The organism is Microbispora sp. CSR-4 (assembly GCF_008033685.1).
Taxonomy (GTDB): Bacteria; Actinomycetota; Actinomycetes; order Streptosporangiales; family Streptosporangiaceae; genus Microbispora.
This window is the reverse complement of sequence record NZ_VJVX01000004.1, coordinates 92,783-114,722: the sequence shown is the minus strand read 5'-3', so window position 1 is coordinate 114,722 and position 21,940 is coordinate 92,783. Positions and strand designations below refer to the sequence as shown.

Annotated in this window: 20 protein-coding genes; 10 read left to right on the top strand and 10 right to left on the bottom strand. The window is 71.5% G+C overall.

Annotation, left to right across the window (positions count from 1 at the left end):
- Nucleotides 1-69: 69 nt before the first annotated feature.
- A complete protein-coding gene (locus FLV34_RS06325; RefSeq protein WP_142650298.1) occupies nt 70-1,479 on the bottom strand; it encodes a sigma 54-interacting transcriptional regulator in 1,410 nt (469 codons plus the stop codon).
- Between the two features lie 161 nt (nt 1,480-1,640).
- Here FLV34_RS06325 and FLV34_RS06320 point away from each other — a divergent pair, with 161 nt between their 5' ends.
- The 3 genes from FLV34_RS06320 to ilvA are packed head-to-tail and all read left to right on the top strand — an operon-like array spanning nt 1,641 to nt 5,084.
- Nucleotides 1,641-2,867, top strand: coding sequence for an FIST N-terminal domain-containing protein (locus tag FLV34_RS06320; protein WP_142650299.1), 1,227 nt, complete (start codon nt 1,641-1,643; stop codon nt 2,865-2,867).
- Nucleotides 2,864-3,832 (top strand): ROK family protein, encoded by a 969-nt coding sequence (locus FLV34_RS06315; protein ID WP_147942593.1) that lies wholly within the window; start codon nt 2,864-2,866, stop codon nt 3,830-3,832. Before FLV34_RS06320 ends, FLV34_RS06315 begins: the two co-directional genes overlap by 4 nt.
- Before the next feature lie 37 nt (nt 3,833-3,869).
- Nucleotides 3,870-5,084: a threonine ammonia-lyase gene (ilvA, locus tag FLV34_RS06310; RefSeq protein WP_185949044.1), complete on the top strand. Its 1,215-nt coding sequence runs from the start codon at nt 3,870-3,872 to the stop codon at nt 5,082-5,084.
- Between the two features lie 77 nt (nt 5,085-5,161).
- On the opposite strand, the gene FLV34_RS06305 is transcribed toward ilvA, so the two are convergent.
- The 3 genes from FLV34_RS06305 to hppD form a co-directional block, all read right to left on the bottom strand.
- Complete coding sequence (locus FLV34_RS06305; RefSeq protein WP_147942592.1) at nt 5,162-6,676, bottom strand: M1 family metallopeptidase; 1,515 nt, start codon at nt 6,674-6,676, stop codon at nt 5,162-5,164.
- Between the two features lie 113 nt (nt 6,677-6,789).
- Nucleotides 6,790-7,296 (bottom strand): RDD family protein, encoded by a 507-nt coding sequence (locus FLV34_RS06300; protein ID WP_142650303.1) that lies wholly within the window; start codon nt 7,294-7,296, stop codon nt 6,790-6,792.
- A gap of 173 nt (nt 7,297-7,469) precedes the next feature.
- Nucleotides 7,470-8,573 (bottom strand): 4-hydroxyphenylpyruvate dioxygenase, encoded by a 1,104-nt coding sequence (gene hppD / locus FLV34_RS06295; protein ID WP_187280556.1) that lies wholly within the window; start codon nt 8,571-8,573, stop codon nt 7,470-7,472.
- A gap of 96 nt (nt 8,574-8,669) precedes the next feature.
- On the opposite strand from hppD, the gene FLV34_RS06290 reads away from it, so the two are divergent.
- Both FLV34_RS06290 and FLV34_RS06285 read left to right on the top strand, forming a co-directional pair.
- Complete coding sequence (locus FLV34_RS06290) at nt 8,670-9,137, top strand: Lrp/AsnC family transcriptional regulator (protein WP_142650305.1); 468 nt, start codon at nt 8,670-8,672, stop codon at nt 9,135-9,137.
- Nucleotides 9,138-9,299: 162 nt separating this feature from the next.
- Nucleotides 9,300-11,720, top strand: a complete 2,421-nt coding sequence (locus FLV34_RS06285; protein WP_260617421.1) for a transglycosylase domain-containing protein — start codon at nt 9,300-9,302, stop codon at nt 11,718-11,720.
- Between the two features lie 123 nt (nt 11,721-11,843).
- Here FLV34_RS06285 and FLV34_RS06280 read toward each other — a convergent pair whose 3' ends face one another.
- Both FLV34_RS06280 and FLV34_RS06275 read right to left on the bottom strand, forming a co-directional pair.
- The gene (locus tag FLV34_RS06280; RefSeq protein WP_147942590.1) at nt 11,844-13,829 is read right to left on the bottom strand and encodes a thioredoxin domain-containing protein; all 1,986 of its coding nucleotides are present in this window, start codon (nt 13,827-13,829) and stop codon (nt 11,844-11,846) included.
- Between the two features lie 136 nt (nt 13,830-13,965).
- Entirely contained in the window at nt 13,966-14,994 is a 1,029-nt protein-coding gene (locus FLV34_RS06275) for a trans-acting enoyl reductase family protein (protein WP_147942589.1), read from the bottom strand.
- A 112-nt stretch (nt 14,995-15,106) separates the two neighbouring features.
- On the opposite strand from FLV34_RS06275, the gene FLV34_RS06270 reads away from it, so the two are divergent.
- Together FLV34_RS06270 and FLV34_RS06265 are read left to right on the top strand one after the other, a co-directional pair.
- Nucleotides 15,107-16,126 (top strand): helix-turn-helix domain-containing protein, encoded by a 1,020-nt coding sequence (locus tag FLV34_RS06270; protein WP_142650308.1) that lies wholly within the window; start codon nt 15,107-15,109, stop codon nt 16,124-16,126.
- Between the two features lie 11 nt (nt 16,127-16,137).
- The gene (locus FLV34_RS06265) at nt 16,138-17,301 is read left to right on the top strand and encodes a hypothetical protein (protein ID WP_142650309.1); all 1,164 of its coding nucleotides are present in this window, start codon (nt 16,138-16,140) and stop codon (nt 17,299-17,301) included.
- Between the two features lie 28 nt (nt 17,302-17,329).
- Here FLV34_RS06265 and FLV34_RS06260 read toward each other — a convergent pair whose 3' ends face one another.
- The 3 genes from FLV34_RS06260 to mca are packed head-to-tail and all read right to left on the bottom strand — an operon-like array spanning nt 17,330 to nt 18,702.
- Nucleotides 17,330-17,647: a GNAT family N-acetyltransferase gene (locus FLV34_RS06260; protein WP_142650310.1), complete on the bottom strand. Its 318-nt coding sequence runs from the start codon at nt 17,645-17,647 to the stop codon at nt 17,330-17,332.
- Nucleotides 17,644-17,811: a hypothetical protein gene (locus FLV34_RS40235; protein ID WP_167530465.1), complete on the bottom strand. Its 168-nt coding sequence runs from the start codon at nt 17,809-17,811 to the stop codon at nt 17,644-17,646. Before FLV34_RS40235 ends, FLV34_RS06260 begins: the two co-directional genes overlap by 4 nt.
- Nucleotides 17,812-17,820: 9 nt before the next feature.
- Nucleotides 17,821-18,702, bottom strand: a complete 882-nt coding sequence (mca, locus tag FLV34_RS06255) for a mycothiol conjugate amidase Mca (protein ID WP_142650311.1) — start codon at nt 18,700-18,702, stop codon at nt 17,821-17,823.
- A gap of 150 nt (nt 18,703-18,852) precedes the next feature.
- Between mca and FLV34_RS06250 the strand changes: the two genes are divergently transcribed.
- The 3 genes from FLV34_RS06250 (at nt 18,853) to FLV34_RS06240 (ending at nt 21,271) form a co-directional block, all read left to right on the top strand.
- On the top strand, nt 18,853-19,278 hold the full coding sequence (locus FLV34_RS06250) for a DUF4307 domain-containing protein (RefSeq protein WP_142650312.1): 426 nt from the start codon (nt 18,853-18,855) through the stop codon (nt 19,276-19,278).
- Between the two features lie 75 nt (nt 19,279-19,353).
- Entirely contained in the window at nt 19,354-19,854 is a 501-nt protein-coding gene (greA, locus tag FLV34_RS06245) for a transcription elongation factor GreA (RefSeq protein ID WP_079315666.1), read from the top strand.
- Between the two features lie 160 nt (nt 19,855-20,014).
- Nucleotides 20,015-21,271, top strand: coding sequence for a C40 family peptidase (locus tag FLV34_RS06240; protein ID WP_260617422.1), 1,257 nt, complete (start codon nt 20,015-20,017; stop codon nt 21,269-21,271).
- Here FLV34_RS06240 and FLV34_RS06235 read toward each other — a convergent pair.
- On the bottom strand, nt 21,240-21,836 hold the full coding sequence (locus FLV34_RS06235) for a TetR/AcrR family transcriptional regulator (protein WP_142650313.1): 597 nt from the start codon (nt 21,834-21,836) through the stop codon (nt 21,240-21,242). The genes FLV34_RS06240 and FLV34_RS06235 overlap by 32 nt on opposite strands.
- Nucleotides 21,837-21,940: the final 104 nt, after the last annotated feature.

The following is a 21,940-nucleotide window of genomic DNA, read 5'->3' as shown; positions in this document are numbered from 1 at the left end:
CCCTTGCCGAAGTCCGGCGGGACGGGCGGGAGTTTGTTCGGTGGGTAGTGGGACGGGGCCCGCCCCGGCTCAGGTCCGGTAGACGGAACCGCCGTCGGTCTCGTCCTTGGACAGCCTGCGCATCAGGTAGAGGCCCTCCAGCGTGAACTCCAGCGCGGCGGCGGCGTGGCCGGGCGACTCGTCGCCCTCGCCCATGCCGAGCCGCGTCATGATCTTCGACAGGCCCTCGACGCGCCCGATCCTGCGCAGCAGCTCGTGGGCCGGCACCAGCTCGCCCGACTCGACCTGCGCGCCCTCGCCGAACTTGTCGAGCAGCGGCGCGAGATCGGCGCCGCCGAGCGAGGCGCGGAAGGTCTCGGCCGTCGCGCGGCGCAGCAGGTGGGCGAGCACGTCGATCTCCCGCCCCTCCTCGCTGACCTCGAACTCGACCTTGCCGCGCAGCGTGTGGACCACGCCGGGCAGGTCGCAGACCCGAGTGACCGGCCGTTCCTCCCCGGTCAGCGCGGCCCGCCGTACGGCGGAGGCGGCGGCGGTCTCGGCGGCGGCGATCGAGAAGCGGGCCGACACGCCCGAGCGGGAGTCGACCGCGGTGGACTCGCGCACCAGGCGGGTGAACCGGGCGATCACCTCCACCAGGTGGTCGGGCAGGTCCGCGCCGAGGGCGCCGAGGTCGGCCTCCTGGCGGATCAGGACCAGCTCGTCCTCGATGGTGCGGGGGTAGTGCGTGCGGATCTCCGCGCCGAAGCGATCCTTCAGCGGGGTGATGATCCGGCCGCGGTTGGTGTAGTCCTCGGGGTTCGCGCTGGCGATCAGCAGGATGTCGAGGGGCAGGCGCAGGTTGTAGCCGCGGACCTGGATGTCGCGCTCCTCCAGCACGTTGAGCAGCGCCACCTGGATGCGCTCGGCCAGGTCGGGCAGCTCGTTGACGGAGAAGACGCCCCGGTTGGTCCGGGGGACCAGGCCGTAGTGGACCGTCTCGGGGTCGCCGAGCGTGCGGCCCTCGGCGATCTTGATGGGGTCGACGTCGCCGATGAGGTCGCCGACCGAGGTGTCCGGGGTGGCCAGCTTCTCGCCGTACCGGTCCTCACGGTGCTTCCAGGCGACCGGCAGGTCGTCGCCGTGGGTGGCGGCGAGCCGGCGGCATCGGACGCAGACCGGCTCGTACGGATGGTCGTTGATCTCGCAGCCCTCGACCACGGGCGACCACTCGTCGAGCAGGCCGGTGATCGTGCGGATCAGGCGGGTCTTGCCCTGGCCGCGCTCGCCGAGCAGCACGAGGTCGTGCCCGGCGATCAGCGCCCTCTCCAGATGGGGCAGGACGGTGTCGTCGAAGCCGACGATGCCGGGGAACCGGGTCTCGCCGGCCCGCAGCCGGGCCAGGAGGTTCTCCCTGATCTCGGCCTTGACCGTACGGTATCGGTGTCCACTCTCGCGCAGTTCACGCAGAGTGCTAGGGGCAGGCGTGGGCGATTTGTGCACGGAGTCGAGCCTACGTCCCCATCAGGCGATCCGGCAGCCGGGTTTGAAGACACGGCTGTGGGCCGCGGGGCCAATTGGACGGGCGGCCTGTGCGTTGTCCTCCGTTCAGTGGGGAGAATCGGCCCAAGGAAACTCTGTCGCGGAGGAAGAGAGGGCGAGACATGGCGGTATTGACGAGCCGCTTCGCCGACGGTCTCGCCGTGGGCGCCAACCTGGTGGAAGCGGCCGAGACGGCCGTACGCCAGGCGTTGGCCGGCCTGTCGGGTCCGCCAGATCTGGTGTGTTTCTTCGTCTGTGGGGACGACCCGGACGACGTGGCCAGCGCGGGGCGGCGGGCGATGTCCGTCGCGTCCGGGGCCGACGTGATCGGCTGCAGTGCGACCGGCGTGATCGGGCACGGCCAGGGCGTGGAGCTGACCCCCGCCGTGAGCGCGTGGGCGGCCTCCCTCGGCGGCGCCAGGATCGACACCTTCGCCCTGGAGACGCTGAGGACGGAGGACAGGTTCGTGGTCGTGGGGCTGCCCGAGCGCGTCCCCGACGACCGGGCCGCGATCCTGCTCGCCGACCCCTACAGCTTCCCCACCGACGCGTTCATCGAGCACTCCCACGAGGTGATGGGCGATCTGCCGATCGTGGGCGGCCTGGCCAACGGGCTCCAGGGCCGTGGCTCCGTACGGCTGTTCGCCAACGGCGAGGTGCACGACTCCGGCGCGATCGGTGTGATCATCGGTGGCGAGGTGAACATCGGGACGGTCGTCAGCCAGGGCTGCCGGCCCATCGGCCCGTCCATGGTCGTCACCCGGGCGGAGGACAACGTGCTGCTCGAGCTGGCCGGTCAACCGGCGCTGGCGCGGCTGGAGGACATCGTCAGCGCCCTCGACGAGGAGGACCGCGACCTGGTGGCCGCCGGCTTACAGATCGGCATCGCCATGGACGAGTACGCCGAGCGCCACGAGCGCGGCGACTTCCTGATCCGCGGGGTCATCGGCATCGACCCCGAACGCGAGGCGGTGGCCGTCGGCGACGTCATCGAGATCGGCAGGACGGTGCGGTTCCAGGTCAGGGACGCCGAGACCGCCGACGAGGACCTCTACGAGCTGCTCGACGCCCATCTGCAGCAGCAGCCCGGCCGGGTCGAGGGGGCACTGCTGTTCTCCTGCAACGGCAGGGGCTCGGGCATGTTCGGCACGCCCGACCACGACGCGCTCGCCGTACGCGAGACGCTGGGGCCGATCGGGGTGGCGGGGTTCTTCGCCGCGGGCGAGGTCGGGCCGGTCAGCGGGCACAACCACGTGCACGGCTTCACCGCGTCGCTGCTCGTCTTCTCCAGCGGCTCCGGATTCTCCAGCGGCACGGGACTGTCCACCGGCAGGGGAGCGGGTGCGTGAGCGACCTCACCCTGGCCGTCGACATCGGCGGCACGAAGTTCGCGGTGGGCCTGGTGGAGCCGGACGGGCGGGTCGTGGCCGCCGAGCGGGCCGCCACTCCGCAGGGCGCCGACGCCGAGACGCTGTGGCGGACGCTGACCGGCGTGCTCGACCGGCTGGACGTGCCCGACGCCATCGCCGGGGTGGGCGTCGGCTGCGGCGGCCCGATGACCTGGCCCGAGGGGGAGGTCTCGCCGCTCAACATGGGCGGCTGGCGGGGATTCCCGCTGCGCGGCAGGCTCGCCGGGCGCTTTCCCGGCGTCCCGGTCCGCATCCACAACGACGCGATCTGCCTGGCCGTCGCCGAGCACTGGCGCGGCGCTGGGCGGGGGAGCGCGGCCATGCTGGGGATGGTCGTGTCGACCGGGGTCGGCGGCGGGCTGGTCCTCGGCGGCAGGCTCATCGACGGCGGAACGGGCAACGCGGGTCACATCGGCCACGTCGTGGTCGATCCCGAGGGCCCGCCGTGCGGCTGCGGCGGCTACGGCTGCCTGGAGGCGATCGCCCGCGGCCCCGGCCTCGCCGCCTGGGCGCTCGCCCAGGGCTGGTCGCCGAAAGCCGAGGTCACGCGTGATGGGCTCTACCAGGAGGAGGGGACGGCGACCGCGCGCAGGCTGGCCGCCGACGCCGCGGCGGGCGACCCGATCGCGCTGGCCGCGATGAGCCGCGCGGGGCGCGCCCTGGGCATCGCGATCGCCTCGGCCGTCAACCTGTGCGACCTCGATCTCGTGACCGTCGGCGGCGGGCTCAGCCAGGCGGGCGACCTGCTGTTCGGGCCCCTGGAGGAGGCCCTGCGGGAGCACACCCGGATGGGGTTCGCCGGGCGGGTGCGGGTCGTGCCCGCCTCGCTCGGTCAGGAGGCCGGTCTCGTCGGCGCCGCCGCCCTCGTCATCGCCGGAGACAGTTATTGGTCACCCGGGCTCTGAAGGCATGTCGCCTTCCGGAACCTGTGATGATTGGCGCATGGCTGTCCCACAGGTGACGTACGAGGACGTCGTCGCCGCACGCGAGTTGCTGTCGGAAGTGGCGGCGCAGACGCCCGTCCTGCACTCACGGGTGCTGTCGGAGATCGTCGGCGGCTCGGTGCACCTCAAATGCGAGAACCTCCAGCGGGCCGGGTCGTTCAAGGTCCGCGGGGCGTACGTGCGGATCGCGCGGCTGAGCGAGGAGGAGCGGGCCAGGGGCGTGGTGGCGGCCAGCGCGGGCAACCACGCGCAGGGCGTGGCGCTGGGCTCGTCGCTGGTCGGGGCAAAGTCGACCGTCTACATGCCCGAGGGCGCGCCGCTGCCGAAGGTGGAGGCCACCCGGGCGTACGGCGCGGACGTGATCTTCGCGGGGCACACGGTCGACGAGGCCCTGCGGGCGGCCAGGGAGCACGCCGACAGGACCGGCGCCGTGTTCATCCACCCGTTCGATCACCCCGACGTGGTGGCCGGGCAGGGCACGGTCGGCCTGGAGATCCTGGAGCAGCTTCCCGGCACGGCCACGATCGTGCTGCCCATCGGCGGCGGCGGTCTCGCGGCGGGGGTCGCGCTCGCGGTGAAGTCCCAGCGCCCTGGGATCAAGGTGGTGGGCGTGCAGGCCGAGCGGGCCGCGGCCTATCCCGACTCGCTGGCCGCGGGCCGGCCGGTCATGGTCGAGCCCGCGTCGACGATGGCGGACGGCATCGCGGTCGGGCGGCCGGGCGACCTGCCGTTCGAGCTGATCCACTATCTGGTCGACAGCGTCGTGACGGTCTCGGAGGAGTCGCTGTCGCGGGCCCTGCTGCTGTGCCTCGAACGCTCGAAGCTGCTGGTGGAGCCGGCCGGGGTGGCGGGGGTCGCGGCGCTGCTCGACCAGCCGCACGCGTTCGAGCCGCCGGTGGTCGTCGTGCTGTCGGGCGGCAACATCGACCCGCTGCTGCTGGCCAGGGTGCTGCGGCACGGCCTGGCGGCGGCGGGCCGCTACCTGGCCTTCCGCATCCGGCTGACCGACCGCCCCGGGGCGCTGGCCGCGCTGCTGGCCCGGCTGGCCGACCTCGGCGCGAACGTGCTCGACGTGGTGCACGAGCGGTTCGGCTCCCGGCTGCACCTGGAGGAGGCCGAGGTCCTGCTGCAACTGGAGACCCGCGGCCCGGCGCACTGCGACGAGGTGCTCAGCGCCCTGCGGCGGGACGGCTACAAGCTGCTGTTCTCCTGAGCTCGTGTGATCAGGACGGTGCGGATCAGAGGATCGGCCTCCTGAGCTCGCCAGCCCATTGATCGGGGCCGTGTGGATCAGGGGATCGGCGCGGGACGCCTCGGCTCGTAGAGCCATGCGTCGAACAGCGACTTCAGGTTCTTGCCCGAGATCAGCTCGGCCATCGAGATGAACTCCTGCGTCGTGACGTTGCCATACCTGTGGGCGTCCGTCCACGCCCTGATCAGCGGGAAGAACTTGTCGTCGCCGATCTCCCGGCGCAGGGCGTGCAGCGTCATCGCGCCGCGGTTGTAGACGGCCGCGCCGAACAGGTCGTCGGGCCGTGCCGCGCCCGGTGGATAGCTCCACATCGGGTCGGCCGCGTTCGCGTAGTAACGCCGGAAGGCCGAATCGGCCGTGTATTGACCGGTGTGTTCCGCCCACAGCCATTCGGCGTACGTCGCGAAACCCTCGTTGAGCCACAGGTCCCGCCAGCGCTTGATGGTCAGGCTGTCGCCGAACCACTGGTGCGCCAGCTCGTGCGCGATGATCGTGGGCGCGGGGGAGAAACCGCCATAGATGGGCTTGGTCTGGTTCTCCAGCGCGTACCCCGCCGCGTAGTCGTCGATCACGCCGCCGGTGGAGGAGAAGGGGTAGGGCCCGAACACGGTCGACCAGTAGTCGGTGATCTTCGCCGTCTGCGTGTAGAGCTGGTCGAGCGAGCCGCGGTAGTTGTCGGCGACGGCGACGTAGACCGGCAGGCCCCTGGCGCTCGTGCCGGTGCGGATCTGGAACTTCCCGGTCGTCATCGTGGCGAGATAGCTCGCCATCGGGTGCTTCTCCCGCCACACGAAGGTCGTCTTGCCGGCGTTCGTCTGCGGCGTCCCTGCCATCTCGCCGTTGGCGATCGCGGTCAGCCCCGCGGGGACGGTGATCCGGAAGTCGTAGGTCGCCTTGTCGGAGGGGTGGTCGTTCGACGGGAACCAGGTCTTCGCGCCGTTCGGCTCACAGGTGACGAACGCCCCGTCCGGGGTGGAGATGAAGCCGTACTCGCCGAGGTTGGCGGAGTCGCGCATCGGCTCCGGCACGCCCGAGTAGTCGACCGTGACCTCGAATCGGGCGCCGTTCGAGATCTGACCGCCCGGCTCGATCACGAGCTCGTCCTTGCTGCGGCTGAACGAGGCGGCCCCGCCGTCCACCGTCACCCGGCTCACCGTGAGCCCGTGCAGGTCGAGGTCGAACGAGGTCAGGTCCTGTACGGCCTTCGCCTCGATCGTGGCGCTGCCCGCGAGCTTCCGCGACGCCGGGTCGTACGACAGGCGCAGGTCGTAGTGCTGGACGTCGTAGCCGCCGTTGCCGTCGGTTGGGAAGTCGGGGTCGCCGATCCCCGGGGCCCCGACGGTGCTCGCCGACGCGCCGGTGCCCGGCGACGCCGGCGCGGCCGCCGCCAGGGACGGCGTGACCGCGCCCTCGGACGGCGCGCAGGCCGTGGCGGCGCCCACGGCCACGGCGCAGATCAGGACGGAGATCGACCGGCCGGCCCGCACACGGGCGGGCGTGGTGGTCGGTGCGGCGGTCGGCGCCGGGCGCGAAGGAAGACGATGCGAGGACATATGTGTGGCAACTCTACGCGAGCAGGTGATGTGGTCCGGGAAGCGACTCCGGGTGTTTTGCCTGCTCGCAGGGGTTGCCGCGGTTCTCGTGAGGCGTGTGGGGCGGGCGGGTCTCAGGCGTCCACGACGAGCGTCCGCGCCGCCTTGTCGTGCAGGGCCTGCTTCCTGCGGTCGAACAGAATCCACGCGAGGTTCACCAGCCCGAGGCAGCACAGCCATGACAGGACGATCTCCACCGCCTGCCGCACCGCGATCGGCCCGGGACCGGCCGGCTCCCCGTTCTCCCGCACGACGCGCATGCCGAACAGCCTCTTGCCCACCGTCTGGCCGTTCCAGAACGACTGGAGCAGCCAGTAGTAGAGGAACCCGATCACCCCGACGACAAGGCCGTCGCCGACCGGGATCCGCGCCACCGCCTCCGTCGCGCCGTCGTACGCGACCCTCAGGTCGTCCACGGTGAGCGGCGAGGTGACGAGCCCCACGAGCACGGTGTCGGTGATCCCGGCGAACAGGCGGCGCCAGCGGCCGGCGAGCCGCGGCGCCGTCTGCCCGAAGGGCGGGGGCGTCCAGGGAATCCTCGGTTCCTCGTACGGGTTTCCCGGAGGCGGCGGTGTTCCCATGGCTGAATGGTCACCCTGCCGCCCTTCGGGCAAAGCCGGGCACGCGCAAAGGGTGCGTCAGCGGGTGGCCTGGGGGGCGTGGCCGGGTGTCCGGCGGGTGCCGGCGGGGCTCAGAGGGTGCCCTGACGGCCGTCAGTGGCTGCCGACGGCCGTCAGTGGGCGCGCTGCGGGCGTCAGAGGGTGCCGCGGCGCTCCTGCTCGCGCTCGATGGCCTCGAAGAGCGCCTTGAAGTTGCCCTTGCCGAAGCCGAGCGACCCGTGCCGCTCGATGAGCTCGAAGAAGACCGTCGGACGGTCCACCACCGGCTTGGTGAAGATCTGCAGAAGGTATCCGTCCTCGTCGCGGTCAACGAGGATGCGGCGCTTCTTGAGCTCCTCGACCGGCACACGGACCTCGCCGATGCGGGAGCGCAGCTCCGGGTCGTCGTAGTACGAGTCGGGCGTGTCGAGGAACTCGATCCCCGCCTCCCGCATGGCGTCGACCGTCGTGACGATGTCGTTGGTGGCCAGCGCGATGTGCTGCACGCCCGGGCCGCCGTAGAACTCCAGGAACTCCTCGATCTGCGACTTCTTCTTGCCCTCGGCGGGCTCGTTCAGCGGGAACTTGACCTTGCGGGTGCCGTCCGCGACGACCTTGGACATCAGCGCCGAGTATTCGGTGGCGATGTCGTCGCCGATGAATTCCGCCATCTTGGTGAAGCCCATGACCTTCTCATAGAACTCCACCCACTCCTCCATGCGCTCGACGTTGCCGACGCAGTGGTCGATCGCCTGGAAGAGCCGGCCGTTCTTCACCGCGGGCGGCGCGACGATGGGCTCCGCCGCGACATATCCGGGCAGGTAGGGGCCGGTGTAGTTGGACCTGTCGACCAGGGTGTGCCGGGTCTCGCCGTACGCCGCGATCGCCGCGACCACGACCTTGCCGTGGTCGTCCTCGACCACGTGGGACTCCTCAAGGCCACGGGCGCCCTGCGCCAGCGCGTGGCGGTAGGCCGTCTCCACGTCCGGCACGTCCAGCGCGAGATCGATCACACCGTCGCCGTGCTCGGCCACGTGACGCGCGAGCGGCGTGCCCGCGCGTACGGCTCCGCGCAGCTCGAACCGGGCCGAGCCCGACACGAGGACGTACGCCACCTCGTCGCGGCTGCCCGTCTCCGGCCCCCGGTAGGCCACCAGGCGCATCCCGAAGGCGGTCGAGTAGTAGTGGGCGGCCTGCTTCGCGTTGCCGACCGCGAAGACCACCGCGTCCATGCCGTGAACCGGAAAGACATCGTTCATAGGCCAACTGTCCGTGGGCATGGCCAATTTGCGCAACAGTGAGTTGTTTTGGTGGACAATGTGCTCAGTCTCCGCCTCGTACAAGGGGAAATCGTTATGACGATTGACCACCTCGACGCACAGCTCGTCGCGCTGCTGACCGCCGAGCCCAGGATCGGCGTGCTGGAGTGCTCCCGCAGGCTGAACGTCGCCCGGGGGACGGTGCAGGCCCGGCTCGACCGGATGGCCGCGAAGGGCGTCATCACCGGCTACGGCCCGGACATCGACCCTGCCGCGCTCGGCTTCGACGTGACGGCGTTCGTGACGCTGCACATCAGGCAGGTCGCGGGGCACGTGCCGGTGGCCGACCAGCTCGCGCTCATCCCGGAGGTCCTGGAGGTCCACACGATCACCGGCGGGGGAGACATGCTCTGCCGTGTGGTCGCCCGCAGCAACGCCGACCTCCAGCGCGTCATCGACCTCATCGTGGACGTCCAGGGCGTCGTACGGACCGAATCGGTGATCGCGCTCGACACGCCGGTGCCCTACCGGACCCTCCCGCTCGTCCGTGCGGCCGGGGGTTGACCCGCGTTTTCCACAGTCTTCGCCGCCTCGGGCAGGCTTTTCCACAGACGTGGCGGGAAGTGCCGGACCATAGAAGGCCATCGTTTACCGTGGTTCCATCCGCCCAGCTCAGCGGGCACAAAAGGGCGTAGCGGGGGTATCGGACTTATCGGGGGTCACAGCGTGGACAGCGCCGAAGAGGGCCCGATCGGGGAGGGCGCCGCGGAACCGCGGGCGTCGCTCGACGGCCCGAACGGGGGAGGAGGCGGCGGGGACGGCGGCGCGCCGAAGCCTCGCCGGCGAAGACGGCTGCTGCGCGTCTTCCTCCTGAGCCTGGCCACCGCGATCGTCGGGCTCGCCGTGTTCCTCGCCGTGGTGTGGGCGCTGACCCCCATCCCGGACAGCACGCAGGAGCTGGCGACGGCCCAGGGCTCGGTCATCTACTACCGGGACGGCAAGACGGTCCTCGCCAACGAGGGCGTCAACCGCAAGACCGTGCCGCTCTCGCAGGTCCCCCAGGTCGTCAGAAGCGCGGTCATCGCGGCGGAGAACCGGACGTTCTACCAGGACCAGGGCGTCTCGCTGTCAGGTACGGCCCGCGCCGTGTGGTCCACGATCACCGGCCGTCAGCTCCAGGGCGGCTCGACGATCACGCAGCAGATGGTGCGCAACTACTACAGCGGCCTCGGTCAGGAACGCTCCATCGGGCGCAAGCTCAAGGAGATCATGATCGCGCTGAAGGTGGATCGTTCCAAGCCGAAAGACTGGGTGCTGGAGCGCTACCTCAACACCATCTACTTCGGCCGTGGGGCCTACGGCATCCAGGCCGCCGCGCGGGCCTACTTCGACAAGGACGTGCAGAACCTGACGGCGGCCGAGGGCGCCTACCTCGCCGCCGTGATCCAGCAGCCGACCCGGTTCGCCAACCCGACCGGGGCCGCGCTCGACGCGGTGAAGGCCAGATGGACGTCGGTGATCCAGGGCATGCGCGAGATCGGCGCGATCAGCCGCGCAGAGGCCCGTGCCCAGGTGTTCCCCACCCTCGCCAAGCAGCGGGCGCCGTTGTCCCTCGGCGGCCAGAACGGCTACATGCTGGCGCAGGTGCGCGCGGAGCTGAACCGGCTCGGCTTCACCGACGAGGACATCAACCACGGCGGCCTGAAGGTCACCACGACGTTCGACAAGAAGCTCATGGCGCAGGCCCAGCACGCGGTCAAGTCGGTCCTGCCGGCCGACACCCCCAAGAAGGTCCGCACCGGCCTGGCGGCCGTCGATCCCGCGACCGGCGAGGTCGTCGCCTTCTACGGCGGTCGTTACGAGACCAACCAGTACGACAACGCCTTCTCCGCCAAGGTGCAGGCGGGCTCGACCTTCAAGCCCTACACGCTGGCCGCCGCGCTCGAAGCCGGATACGGGCTCGACACGCTGGTCTACGGCAACTCCCCCATCCGCATCGGCTCCGCCGACATCCCCAACTCCGGCGGCAAGTCGTACGGACCGGCGATTCCGCTGCTCCAGGCGACGCAGTTCTCGGTCAACACCGCCTTCGTCGACCTCGGGCAGCGCATCGGCCTCGACAAGGTCGTCGCCGCGGCCAAGGCCGCCGGCATCCCCGCGGCGCAGCTCGCCCCGCACCAGGGCGCCGCCACGCTGCCCCTCGGGGTGGCGTCGGTGAGCGCCGTGCAGCAGGCCGCCGGGTTCGCCACCTTCGCCGCCGGAGGCATTCACCACGAGCCGCACGTGATCCGGGCGGTCACCGACTCCACCGGGCTCACCCGGAAGTTCGCCCCGCCCGGCGTCCGGGCCTTCAGCGAGAACACCGCCGCCGACACGACGTACGCGCTGGAGCAGGTGGTGCGCGGCGGCACCGGCACGGCCGCGCGGCTGTGGGACCGCCCGGTCGCGGGCAAGACCGGCACCACCGACGAGTCGGCGGCCGTGTGGTTCTCCGGCTACGTCCCGCAGCTCGCCGTCGCGGTCGACATGTTCCGCGACGACAACAAGCCGGTGACCATCCCCGGCTACGGCGAGCTGTACGGCGGCACGCTGCCCGCCGAGATCTGGAAGACCTTCATGAGCACCGCCATGGAGGGCAAGCCGGTCCGGGAGTTCCCCGACCCGGTCACCTGGAACCCCTACTACTGGGACGCCTACGGCATGGCGCTGCCGCAGCAGAGCGGGTCTCCCACGGCCTATCCGTCGGGACCCTCCGGGCCGCCCGTGCCGGACGGGGTGACGATGCCCGGCCCCGACGGGCCCGGCATGCCCGGTCCGCCCGCAGGGGGCGACGAGGAGGGCGCGACCGGCCAGGACGGCGAGGCCCCACCAAGAGGCGGCGCGAACGGCATCGGCGGTCCGGCAGGCCCGGCAGGCACCCGCGACCTGGACGCCGCCGACCCCGCCACCCGCGCCGGCCCCGAGGCCGGGACCACCAGAGGGACCACCAGATCCGACCCCGGCGCCACCGGCACGGGCGCCAGGCGGCCCGGCCAGACCGACCCGGGCACCCGGCGCACCGGCCAGAACGATCAAGGTGATCAGAGCGGCCCGATCGGGCAGCTCCCCGGGCCGGAGCTCCCGGTCGGGCAGCTTCCCGGCCGCTGACGGCCGGGAGCACGCCTGAGAGCGGCGCGGCCTGAGGAGCGGCCGGGCCGGGAGAGGCCGCCGTGCCGCTTGTGCCGCTTCTCCTGTGCCGCTTCTCCTGTGCCCTTCTATCGGGCCAGTTCTCTATCGGGCCAGTTCGGCGCGCAGCTCGGCGGGCGTGGTGACCGGCGCCCGGCAGGTGAAGCGCCGGCACACGTAGGCCGCCGGTGAGCCGTCCACCATGCCCCGCCCTTCGAGCAGCGGCACGTCGGCGTGATCTCCCGCGCTCAGCGCGACGACCAGCCCCGGCGTGCCGGACATGAGGGCGGCCCGGTGCAGCGCGCGGGTGCGGGCGTCGTCGGCCGGGCCGATGATCGCAACCTCGGCGGGGCCGCGCAGCGCCGCCTCCGCCACCGCGAGACCCCACCCGGCGAACCGGGCGTACCGCTCCGCCAGCGCGGAGACCGTGCCCAGCGCCGCCTCGGCGGCCTCCCGGTGCCGGGCGGAGCCGGTGAGCGCGGCGTACGACAGCAGCGCCCCGGCCGCCGCGAACTGGCCCGAGGGCGTCGCGTTGTCGGTCGGGTCCTGGGGCCGCTGGAACAGCCGCTCGCCGTCGTCGGGGGCGTCGTAGAACCCCCCTGACCCGTCGGGGAACCGCGCCAGCACGGTCTCCAGCAGGTCTCCGGCGCGGTAGAACCATCGGGTCTCGCCGGTGACGCCATAGAGGGCGAGGAAGCCCTCGGCGGTGTTGGCGTAGTCCTCCAGCATGCCGGCGTTGGTGCCCGCCCGGCCGTCGCGGGAGGTCCGCAGCAGCCGGGCCGGGCCGCGGCTCACCGTGTGCAGCTCGTCGAGCAGCATGGCCGCCTCACGCGCGGCGTCGATCAGCACCGGCTGTTCGAACAGCGCGCCCGCCTCGGCCAGGGCGGCGATCACGAGCCCGTTCCAGGAGGCCACGATCTTGTCGTCCCGGCCGGGCCGGGGCCGCCGCTCCCGTGCCGCGCGCAGGGCCGTACGGACCCGGTCGAACCGGGCCGGGTCGTCGGGGTCGGCGAGAAGCTGGAGCACAGACGTGCCGTGCTCGAACGTGCCGGTCACCTCGAACACCGAGGCCGCCCAGGCGGCGTCGTCCTCTCCGAGGACCTCGCGGAGCTGTTCGGGCGTCCAGACGTAGAACAGGCCCTCGCCGTGGGTGCCGTCCGGTCCCTCGCTGTCGGCGTCGAGGGCCGAGGCGAACGCGCCCTCGGACGTGCGCATCTCCCGCAGCAGCCACTCGGCGGTCTCCAGGGCCACCCGCTTGGCCAGGACCGAGCCGGTCGCCCGCCACCAGTGGGCGTAGACCCGCAGCAGCAGCGCGTTGTCGTAGAGCATCTTCTCGAAGTGGGGCACCACCCAGCCGGCGTCGACCGAGTAGCGGGCGAAGCCCCCGCCGAGCTGGTCGTACATGCCGCCTCTGGCCATCGCCTCCATGGTCTTCTCTGCCATGGCCATGGCCTCCGGGGTGCCGTGCCGCAGCAGGAACTCCAGGACCATGGATGGCGGAAACTTGGGCGCGCCGCCGAATCCGCCCCGCCGCTCGTCGAAGGTCTCCACGAGGTTCCGTACGGCGAGGTCGAGGGTCTCGGCGGTGGGCAGCGGGCCCGAGGGCACCCCGGTGCGGTCGGCGAGCGCCTCCACGACCTTCTGGCCCTGGGTCAGGACGCCCTCACGGTCCTGCCGCCAGGCCTGCGACACGGCGTGCAGCAGCCGCTGGAACTGCGGCCGGGGGAAGTAGGTGCCGGCGTAGAACGGGTGTCCGTCGGGGGTGGCGAAGACCGTCATCGGCCAGCCGCCCTGCCCGGTCATCGCCTGGACCGCGCCCATGTAGACCGCGTCCACGTCGGGCCGCTCCTCGCGATCCACCTTGACGTTGACGAACAGCTCGTTCATCAGCCGCGCGGTGGCCTCGTCCTCGAACGACTCGTGAGCCATGACATGACACCAGTGACACGCCGAATAGCCCACGCTGACCAGCACAGGGACGTCGCGCCGGCGGGCCTCCGCGAACGCCTCCTCGCCCCAGGGGAACCAGTCGACGGGATTGTCCGCGTGTTGCAGGAGGTAGGGAGAGGTCTCGCCGCCCAGCCGGTTCATAAGGCCAGCCTCTCACACGCCGGAAAAGGACGATCAGGGTACGGCGCGGCGGACGGGCTTCGGGGGCGCGCGCGGGATCCGTCCGCGCCGGTGGCGCGCCGGACTGCCACGCGGAGCAGGACGCGGGTGATCCGCGTTATCGGCGCAGTTCGAAGGAGACGTGCGGGGCCAGGGCGTGGAGGAAGCCGAGGGCGTCGAAGATCTCACCGGCGGAGGCGACGCCGGCGGTCCTGGTCCGTCCGGTGAGGATGCGCTCGACCGCCTCCACCACGAGCGGCGCGGTGACGGCGTAGATGTCCTGGCCACGTGCCACGGCCCGCCGTTCGCTGCCGCCGGAGCGCACGACGACGTCGACGAGGAAGGTCTGCGCGGACCGCCCGTGCTCGTCGACCGGGGCCGGGGCCGGGGTGCCCGGATCCGACAGGTCCCTGGCGGCCTCGACCGTCATGTACGTCCGCACGTCGGGGATGGACAAATGGCTGGGAATGGTGACGACGTCGGCCATCGTGAACTCTCCGATGACGGCCCGCGGTCCCATCGGGGCGGGGAAGGGCCACTCCAGGGTCGGCTGCTTGTCGTCGCGATACTCCAGCCGGCCGTTCGCATAACGGACGCGCCGGCCGCCCCGCCGCTGCCCGGAGACCACGCCCGAGGCGCGGGTCCCGGCGGTCGGGTGCCAGCCGCTCAGCCCGTACGCGACGTGCGCCTCGTCTGCGGCCGTCCAGTCGCCCATCGCGGCGGTGGCCAGCAGGTCGCCGAAACCGCCGTAGAAGGCCATCGCGGGGACGATCACGGCTCCGGCGGCGCGGGCGCGGTCCGCGAAGTTCGCGAACGTGTCGACGTTGGCCTCGATCTCCGCCGCCACGTCCACGTAGGGGATCCGGGCGCGCAGCGCCGCCTCGATCACGGGCGCGGCCGTCGCGGCGAAGGGCCCGGCACAGTTGATCACGGCCGCCGCGCCGGCCAGGGCGCGGTCGAGCGAGGCCGGGTCGCCGACCGGGGCCGGGCGGGCCTCCAGCCCGGTCTCCGACGCCGCCTTCTCCAGCTTGGCGGCGTCCCGTCCGGACAGCACGGGCACGAACCCGCGCTCCCGCAGCCGTGCCACCAAGAATCGCCCGGTATGCCCGTACGCGCCGTAAACCGCCACCGTGAGACCCGATTCCACCGGTTCTCCTCCTCGCCCGAATGATTCGTCGAATGATCCGTCGCGGACATCCTGACGAGGACGGGCGTCCGGCACGAGTGTCCGGAACGCCATCACCCGTACAATTCCGGACATGAGCACTGTCGCGCTGGCCGTCACCGACGGGATGCTGCACTTCGAGCTGGCGCTGGCCTACGAGGTCTTCGGGGCCGACCTGAGCCACGTGGCCGACCCCTGGTACAGCCTCGTCGTCTGCGGTCCCGGCGCGGTGCGGGCCGGGCGGTTCCGGCTGGAGCCCGACCACGGGCTCGACCGGCTCTCGCACGCCGACACCGTGATCGTCCCGGGCTGGGCCGACGCCGAGGTCGATCCACCCGCCGAGCTGGTCGACGCGGTGCGCGCGGCCCACGAGGCGGGCGCGCGGGTGGCCTCCCTCTGCACGGGCGCGTTCGTCCTGGCGGCCGCCGGCCTGCTGGACGGCAGGCGCGCGACCACGCACTGGGCGCACACCGAGGAGCTGGCCGCCCGCTATCCGCGGGTGGAGGTGGACCCGGACGTCCTGTACGTGGACAACGGCAGCGTGCTCACCTCCGCGGGCAAGGCCGCGGCCATGGACCTGTGCCTTCACCTCGTGCGCCTCGACCACGGCTCCTCGGTCGCCAACACGGTCGCCCGCCGCCTGGTCGTGCCGCCGCACCGGGACGGCGGCCAGGCCCAGTTCGTCACCACCCCGGTGCCCGCCCCCGGCAACCACCCGCTCGCCGAACTGTTCCCCTGGGTCATGGAACGTCTTGACCATCCGCTGACCGTGGACGACCTGGCCCGCCGGGCGCGGATGAGCTCGCGCAACCTGAGCCGCCACTTCAGGTCGGTCACCGGCACCACCCCGCTGCAGTGGCTGCTGGTGCAGCGCATCCGCCGCGCCCAGGAGCTGCTGGAGACCACCGACGACGGCATCGACGTCATCGCGGCGGCCACCGGAATGGGCACCGCCACGACGCTGCGCCGGCACTTCAACCGCACTGTCGGCGTGCCTCCGGACACCTACCGCCGCACCTTCCGGGCCCGTACGCGCCCCGGCCTGGGCGGGCCGCCACGTCCGGGGGAACTCGTGGGGGACCGTGGGGATGTGTTCCGGCCCGTCCCGGCGTAGGCTCACAGGACGTGGGCTTGGATCTGGACTTCGCTATCAGGCACTCGGGACGCCCGGCGGCCGCCATGACGCGGCGCGACGTCGCACGGGTGTTGCTGGCCGTGCCGTCCGGACACGCCCTGGTCGCCCTGCCCGACCTGAGGCGGCAGCTTCTCGCGGCGGGCAACCCGCTGTCGGTCAGGTTCTGGGAGTCGGCCAAAGCCGTGCTGATGAGCATCGAGTCCGGCGTGGCGACGGTCGGGGACGTGCAGCGCTGGCTGGAGTCGAGCGGCACCGAGCCGATCATGCTCACCCGCAGCTATTTCCTGTGGCCGGAGGAGAGCGAGCGCGGCCCGGTCGCGACCGAGATGTACGAGCGGCTGGTCGAGTTCCTGGAGGAGCGGCTGGCGGCCGGGGAGATCGACCCGGACGCGCTCGCCGCCGGGGACCCCGGCGCCCGGCACGCCTACGAGGAGCTCCAGGAGCGCTGGCTCGGCACCCCGCTGCCGGACGGCCGGGTGCCCAACGTCGTGGTCAACGACGAGCAGGACCAGGAGCTGTACGCCGCCTGGGACGAGGAGGAGGCGTTCGCGCTCGGCGAGCTGCGGCGGGTGCTCGACGACCTGCCGGAGCCGCCCTTCCCCGAGGCCGATCTCCGCTCGGCCGCCCGGCGGCTGCGGGTGACGCTGACCCGCCCCGGTTATCCGGGCAACGTGCTGCGCGCCTGCGCCGGGCTGGAGGACGGCGATCTGCCCGAACGCGACGAGGACCTGTGGCTCACGGTCGCCGCCGGGATCGCCGCGCCGATCTCCGACCTTCCGGACGAGGAGGACGCCGCCCGGTTCTTCGACATGGAGGGCGAGCTCAGCCACGAGGACTCGATACTGGCGTCGCTGTGCGCCATCCACCACGCCGACTGGCTCGCGTCGGTGATCGCCCTGGTCCGGTACGGCCCGGGCGTGCTCGCCTCGCCCGAGCGGATCGCCCGGTTCATCGCCGACTCCGAGGACGTCGACATCGACCCGGACGAGCCGGAGGACCTGGAGGCGACGGAGATGCTGTTCACGGCGGTGACGCCGCTGTGGGCGCACCTCGGCATCGTGGACCGGGCCGAGGTGCTCACCCCGCTGGGCTGGTGGGGCCTGCCGAAGGCGCTGGAGCGTGCCTGGTCTTCGGGCCCCGCGCTACCCGAATGATCCGCCCGGCTCAGCCGGGTGTGTCGGCTCAGCCGGGTGTGTCGACCAGGTCGCGGTAGTCGTCGTCCACGAGATCGCGGTATTCCGGATGCCGCTGGATGTACCAGGCCACGAACGAGCAGAGCGGCACGACCCGCAGGCCGGCCGCCCGGGCCGCGTCGAGGGCTCCGCCGACCAGCGCGCCGCCCAGCCCGCGGCCCTCGAACTCGCCGCGCACCTCGGTGTGCGGCAGGACCATCGCGCCGTCGCGCAGCCGGTATTGGGCGAACCCGGCGACCACGCCGTCCACGATGATCTCGTAGCGCGACGCGGCGGGGTTGTCGACGACCCTGACGTCCGTGCTCACGCCTTGGGCCCGTTTTCGCGCCGCTCGTCCTCATGCTGGTCGTGCGGCACCTGGATCTTGCGCATCTGCTTGTTCATGTTCTTCAGCAGGAAGAACAGGGCCAGGCCGATCGCGGCGACGACGACGAAGCCGAGAAGACCCGGCCCGTAGCTGGTTGCATCCACGCCTTCAGCTTACGAGCAGGCAGGGGTGACCCCCGCGGCGATCCCCGCGAACAGGTCGTCCTCCGGCAGCGTGGTGTCCACGAGCGACCGCGCGAGGTGGTAGTCCTCGGTCGGCCAGATCTCCTCCTGCAGCTCACGCGGGCAGACGAACCAGAACCCGTCGGGGTCGACCTGGGTGGCGTGCGCGAGCAGGGCGAGATCGCGGACCTCGAAATAGTCCGCGCACGGGACCCTGGTGGTGACCTCCCACTTCTGCGGGCGGTCCTCCCACCGCGAGATCCAGTCGGCGTACGGCGAGCCCATGCCGCGCTCGGTCATGGCGTTGTGCAGCGCCTCGAACCGCTCCCGCGTGAAGCCCATGTGGTAGTAGAGCTTCAGCGGCTGCCACGGCTCGCCAGTGCCGGGGTAGCGGTCGGGGTCGCCCGCCGCCTCGAACGCCTCCACGGACACCCGGTTGGTCATGATGTGGTCCGGGTGGGGGTAGCCGCCGTTGTCGTCGTACGTGAGGATCACGTGCGGCCGGAACTCCCGGACGGCGGCGACGAGCGGCGCCGACGCCACGTCGAGCGGCTGCAGGGCGAAGCACCCCTCGGGCAGCGGCTCGTTCTCGTCCTCGGGCAGCCCCGAGTCGACGAAGCCGAGGAACCGCTGCTGGACGCCGAGGATCTCGCGCGCCTTCTCCATCTCCTGGCGGCGGACCTCGCCGATGTTCTCCAGGATGTCCGGCCGGTCCATCTTGGGGTTGAGGATCGAGCCGCGTTCACCACCCGTACACGTGACGACGAGCACCTCCGCGCCCTCCGCGACGTAGCGGGCCATCGTGGCGGCGCCCTTGCTCGACTCGTCGTCCGGGTGCGCGTGCACGGCCATCAGCCTCAACGGTGCACTCACGTCTCTCCTCAGGTGTTCTATGGCTACGAAAAGAGGTTAGCTTCTTAGAGACCGTGCGTTTCGGACCCGGCTGGCCGGCGTCACCGGCACGGTCGACTTGTGCGGACGATCGTCTCGCACAACACCGACAATCCTCAGGGAGATTCCGCGATGCCCACCGATGAGGTCGGCGGCCAGGGGACACGCCCGGTGCTCGGCACGCCGGACGAGTTCGCGCCCCGCCCGGCGCGGCCCTCCAGGCTGGTGTCGTACGTCGTGATCGCGTTGATCGTGGCGGTGTTCGCGGGCGGCTGGGGCTACGTGATGCTCCGCGCGAACGGGAACCCTTCGGTGAGTGCGGACGTCATCACCTTCGACGCGAGCGCCGCGGACTCCGCCGCCATCACCTTCACCGTGCACAAGCCCGCGGACCGGGCGGCGATGTGCCGGATCCAGGCGCTCGACACCCAGCACCTGGAGGTCGGCAGCCGTGAGATAACCATTCCCAAGGGCCGGTCGGATCTCGAGTTCACCGAACGTCTGAGGACGAGTTCCCAGGCCACAGCAGTTCATGTCGACTACTGCGATCTCGTATAGTGGAATCTTTGGGGAAGCGTTCGAAGGCGTTAACTTGACAGCCTTTCGAGTCACTTACGGAAACAAGGAGAGCCCGTGGCCGTCTCCCAGAACGACAACGTCACCTGGCTGACGCAAGAGGCGTACGACCGCCTCAAGGAGGAGTACGAGTACCTTTCGGGCCCGGGACGCACGGACATCGCCAAGAAGATCGAAGCCGCCCGGGAAGAGGGTGACCTCAGGGAGAACGGTGGCTACCACGCCGCCAAGGACGAGCAGGGCAAGATGGAGGCCCGCATCTTCCACCTCCGGCAGATCCTGGACAACGCCAGGGTCGGCGAGGCGCCCCGCGCCGAGGGCGTGGTCGGCCCCGGCATGACCGTGACGGTCCGCTTCGACGGCGACGACGAGGAGGTCACCTTCCTGCTGGCCTCCCGCGAGGAGAGCGGCGCGCCCATCGACGTCTACTCGCCGAACTCTCCCCTCGGGTCCGCGATCAACGGCAAGAAGATCGGGGAAAAGGCGACGTACACGCTGCCCAACGGCAGGCAGAACACCGTCGAGATCCTCGAAGCCGTGCCGTACATCGGCAACTGACCCTTTTCGCCCCGGCCGGGAATTCCGGAATCGTTTGCGGGATTCCCGGCTGTGCGGCAGTCTCGTCCCTGACCGGACCATTCGCCGCGGGAGGGGTGAGATCGTGCTCGAACGCCGAGCGCGGCCGTCCACCCGTTTAGGCAGGAAGCTCGCGAGAGCCGTGTCCGAGGCTCGTCAGGATCTCGCCTATCGCCCGCGGCTGCCCCGCCCGGGGCGCCTGCGCAGGACGGTTCCCCTCATCGCCGCGGCGCTCGTCGCCGTGCTGACCATCGACGTGCTCGTGCTCGGGGATCTCCGGCCGCAATCCGGGGACCCGGACGTGGTCGCGGCCCTGTCCGGGCGGCGCGCGGGCCACGGCTACGTGGCCGCGACCCGGCAGGCCCGTGAGATGCCGGCCCCGGCGCAGGGCCACCAGGCCCCGGCCGCTCAGACGGTGTCGCAGCAGCCGGTGGCCCCGCTGCAGCGGCTGATCCGCCCGCACCTGTTCGTGGTGGCCACCCGGCCCCTTCCCCCAGAGGTGGTGGAGAAGGTGCGCAAGGTGAAGGGCGTGGCCGCCGCCGAGGCGACCGGCGCGGCCGAGGTGACCGTGGACGGCAAGCGGGTGCCCACGATGGGCGTCGACCCGTCCACCTTCCGCTCGTACACGCCGAAGGTCACGGCCTCCTCCGACGAGCTGTGGCGCAACATCGCCGCCGGCGACATGGCGGTCTCCTTCGAGCTCGGCAACGACGGCGGCGTGCAGCTGGGCTCGCAGGTCCAGAGCGGCGCCCGGCGCCTGCGCATCGGCGCGTACGCCACGGTGGGCATGGGCTCGATCGCGGCGATCGTCTCGAAGGGGACGGCGTCGGCGCTCGGCATCCCGGACGGCAACGCCCTGGTCGTGAGCGCGCCCAAGGTCGACTCCGGCAAGCTCCGCCTCAGACTGCTGAAGATCCTCCCCAAGGGCAGCCAGGTCGCCACGATCAACCCGGTGGTGGTGGCGCCGAAGGGCCGCAAGGTGTGGCCGCAGACGGCGTTCATGTCCGCGGAGCAGCTCAAGGTCGCGCTCACCGCCGCCGTCAGCAAGCTCGGCCGGCCGTACGTGTGGGGCGCCGAGGGGCCCGACAGCTTCGACTGCTCGGGGCTCGTGCAGTGGGCGTACGCGCAGGCGGGCGTGCGCATGCCGCGGGTGACCTATCAGCAGTGGGTCACCGGGCCGCAGGTGCCGCTGTCGCAGGCGCAGCCGGGTGACCTGCTGTTCTGGCGCAACGATCCGACCAACCCCGGCTACATCTCGCACGTCGCCATCTATTGGGGCAACGGGAAGATGCTGCACGCCCCGCACACGGGCGACGTCGTGAAGATCGCGAACGTCTACACCAAGAACCTCGCCGGGGTCGTCCGGGTCAGTCCGCAGATCTCGGCGCGCGTCCGCTGACCGCGCCGGCGGCCAGGCCGTCCAGCACGAGCGAGAACAGGTGGTCGCGCCGCCCGGCGACGACCGGGCCCTGCTCGGCGATCCACCCGACTGCGCTGACCAGCGCGAACACGTCCATCCCGTCGATGTCCGGCCGGATGTGGCCGTCGTCCTGGGCCCGCTTGACCAGGCGCCCGGCGGCCTCCCGCATGGCGGAGCACGACGCGTGGAGGGCGGAGTCCTCGTCGCCGATCGTCGTCATCATCGAAGAGCTCAGGCCGCGGTAGGCGCTCGCGCGGCTGAGGAACTCCCGCAGCCATTGCCGCAGCGCCTCGCGGGAGTCGTCCGCGCCCTCCAGCTCCTCCGCGCGGGCCGCCAGGGTGTCGAACCGCTGCCGGAGCAGGGCCTCCAGCAGGGCCTCTCTCGTGGGGAAGTGGCGGTAGAGCGTGCCCATGCCGACCTCGGCGCGCCGGGCGATGTCGCGCAGCGACGCCTGGGTGCCCTGCTCCTCCACCACGGTCCTGGCGACCTCCAGGATGCGCTCGTAGTTGCGCTGCGCGTCCGCGCGCTGCTGTCGGCCCGTCATGCGTCGATCCTCGCACTTGACATGTGGAGCGGTGCTCCGCTTATTATCCGGAGCATCGCTCCGAATCGTAGTCGTCAGGAGGACCGATGCCCACCATGAAGGCC